Here is a 2,500-nt window from a genome sequence, read left to right as displayed (position 1 = left end):
TTTACACTGGCATTCGTGTCGGCATGTGTAGGATAGGTGGTAGGCTTTGAAGCGTGGGCGCCAGCTCGCGTGGAGCCATCCTTGAAATACCACCCTTATCGTCATGGATGTCTAACCGCGGTCCGTTATCCGGATCCGGGACAGTGTATGGTGGGTAGTTTGACTGGGGCGGTCGCCTCCCAAAGAGTAACGGAGGCGCGCGATGGTGGGCTCAGACCGGTCGGAAATCGGTCGTCGAGTGCAATGGCATAAGCCCGCCTGACTGCGAGACAGACAAGTCGAGCAGAGACGAAAGTCGGTCATAGTGATCCGGTGGTCCCGCGTGGAAGGGCCATCGCTCAACGGATAAAAGGTACGCCGGGGATAACAGGCTGATGACCCCCAAGAGTCCATATCGACGGGGTTGTTTGGCACCTCGATGTCGGCTCATCGCATCCTGGGGCTGGAGCAGGTCCCAAGGGTTTGGCTGTTCGCCAATTAAAGCGGTACGTGAGCTGGGTTCAGAACGTCGTGAGACAGTTCGGTCCCTATCTGCCGTGGGTGCAGGAATATTGACAGGATCTGTCCCTAGTACGAGAGGACCGGGATGGACATACCTCTGGTGGACCTGTTGTGGCGCCAGCCGCAGTGCAGGGTAGCTATGTATGGACGGGATAACCGCTGAAGGCATCTAAGCGGGAAACCCACCTGGAAACGAGTATTCCCTATCAGAGCCGTGGAAGACGACCACGTTGATAGGCCGGATGTGGAAGCGCGGTAACGCGTGAAGCTGACCGGTACTAATAGCTCGATCGGCTTGATCGTTCTCATTCGCCCATGTTCATCCCAGGCCTTGCCGGGATGAAAGGGCTTCTTCTTCTTCGAGACACAGCTTCCAGTATGATGCGATTGGCCGACCTGGTGGTTATAGCGAGGTGGCTGCACCCGATCCCATTCCGAACTCGGCCGTGAAACGCCTCAGCGCCCATGATACTTCGTCTTAAGACGCGGGAAAGTCGGTCGCTGCCAGGTCTGCCAATCGCATCTTCTTCTCTTCCTTCCTTCAAAAAACCCCCGTCCTCTCCCGAGGCGGGGGTTTTTGCTTGTCTGGGTCTCGGAGTTCGAGCTCGGCCGCGCCTGCCAGCGCCGGCGCTCGTTTCAGCGATCGGCGGCCTTTGCCTTCCGCCCCTCCTCCCAGCTTCCATCCGCCAGCTCTCTTTCACCCAACGAATAGGCTCTCAGATCCACGAGAAAGCCCGTAGGTGAGCGACGTGCTGCTTTTGGCTACCAAACTAGCCAAAGACCCATCCGGCCTCTCTACGGTCTTTCTATTCGATCATGCTCTTCGCTTGGTATCTGGCTTCGCTCAAAGCCGCCGCGCCTGTCCCGGATGGGTGGTCGGCGCCGAGCCGCGTCACAAAATCCTGCCTTCCGCGTCTCGCGTGACGGCTGCCTCGTCCCATTCCGCCGTCGCGCCCGGGTGAAGCCAAGCGTCACTCGAACAGGCGGCCCTGCGCGTCCCGGCTAAAGGCGAAGCGCAGCTTCACCACGCGCCGCCCTGCCTTCACCGGCTTCCAGTCGATCCGCCACCCGTCCTTCTCGCAGAGCTCGCGCACCGCCGGCTCCAGGATCTTGGTGCGCAGCTTCCCGAAATCGGCCCGCTGCTTCTCCGTAGCGTCCATGGAGAGCGCGAAGTCCTCGATCGCGTATTCTGCCCTCCCGGTCGCCTCGAAGCGCGTCAGGAGCTCGAGAAGGCGCCAGGAATAGGCCGAGCGCAGCGCTGAGGCCTGCTTGAGCTGATAGCTCGTGAACTGCTTGCGCAGCCCCGTGAGGTAGGGAAGCAGCGGCGGCCACCAGTGCAGCTCCACCCAGCCCTCGCCGCTGTGATATTTGACCGCTCCCACCCAGCGCATCTGGACCTTGGTCGGCTCCACCGGCTTGCCGCGGCGTCGGTGAGCCGCCTCATAGAAGGTGATGGAGCGGCCGAACAAGGCCCGGGCGGCGCCCTGCAGCGCCTCGTAGGCGGTCGTCATGTCGACCTCGAAGGCCTCGGCATATTCGGCCGCGGTGATCCGCGTCACCGGCACCTCGCCTGGTCCCAGTCGCCGGTAGCTGCCGAGCTTGGAGGCGGCCGTCGCGACGATGCGCTTTTCCGACAAGGTGAGACCGTGCCCCGCCCGGTTCAGCGCATTGTGCATCGAGATCCAGCGCTCGCCGGACAGGCGTTCAGGCAAGGTCGGCTTCAATGATCCCAAACCAAGATTCTCAAGGCTTTGAACGGTCTTTTCTCCCATGGTCCGGGTCATTCTCCCCTCATTTTCAAAGGGGAGAATAGAGGGTTTTTGGACGGGGCGCTCTGTGGAAAACGACCGGAAAAAGGGAGATGAAACCCGGAAAAAGGGAGAATAAACCCGGAAAAAGGGAGAATAGGGGGGGTCAAGTATCTGTTTTTAAAAAGGAATTTCCCTCTAAAAACAAGAAAAAACAAGAAAAAACGGGTGCTCTGGGGAAAAGAGATGCG

1 protein-coding gene and 2 rRNA genes (1 of these 3 cut by a window edge) are annotated in these 2,500 nt (G+C 59.9%); 2 read left to right on the top strand and 1 reads right to left on the bottom strand.

From position 1 onward, the window contains the following. Positions 1 to 804 (top strand): 23S ribosomal RNA (locus AUL32_RS24245); it begins 2,018 nt to the left of the window's first position. Between the two features lie 92 nt (positions 805 to 896). Then, positions 897 to 1,011 (top strand): 5S ribosomal RNA (gene rrf, locus AUL32_RS24240). 461 nt (positions 1,012 to 1,472) lie between these two features. On the opposite strand, the gene AUL32_RS24235 is transcribed toward rrf, so the two are convergent. Then, positions 1,473 to 2,285, bottom strand: coding sequence for a replication initiation protein (locus tag AUL32_RS24235; protein WP_202814458.1), 813 nt, complete (start codon positions 2,283 to 2,285; stop codon positions 1,473 to 1,475). Between the last annotated feature and the right edge of the window lie 215 nt (positions 2,286 to 2,500).

The sequence above is a fragment of the Aureimonas sp. AU40 genome (genome assembly GCF_001463785.1).
GTDB lineage: Bacteria > Pseudomonadota > Alphaproteobacteria > Rhizobiales > Rhizobiaceae > Aureimonas.
The sequence above is the reverse complement of the archived record's forward strand: the minus strand, read 5'-3'. Positions and strand labels throughout refer to the sequence as shown.

What these genes read in the sequence shown, in the direction of transcription:
- AUL32_RS24235 (WP_202814458.1), bottom strand. Translation starts at nt 2,285, where the DNA reads ATGACCCGGACCATGGGAGAAAAGACCGTTCAAAGCCTTGAGAATCTT.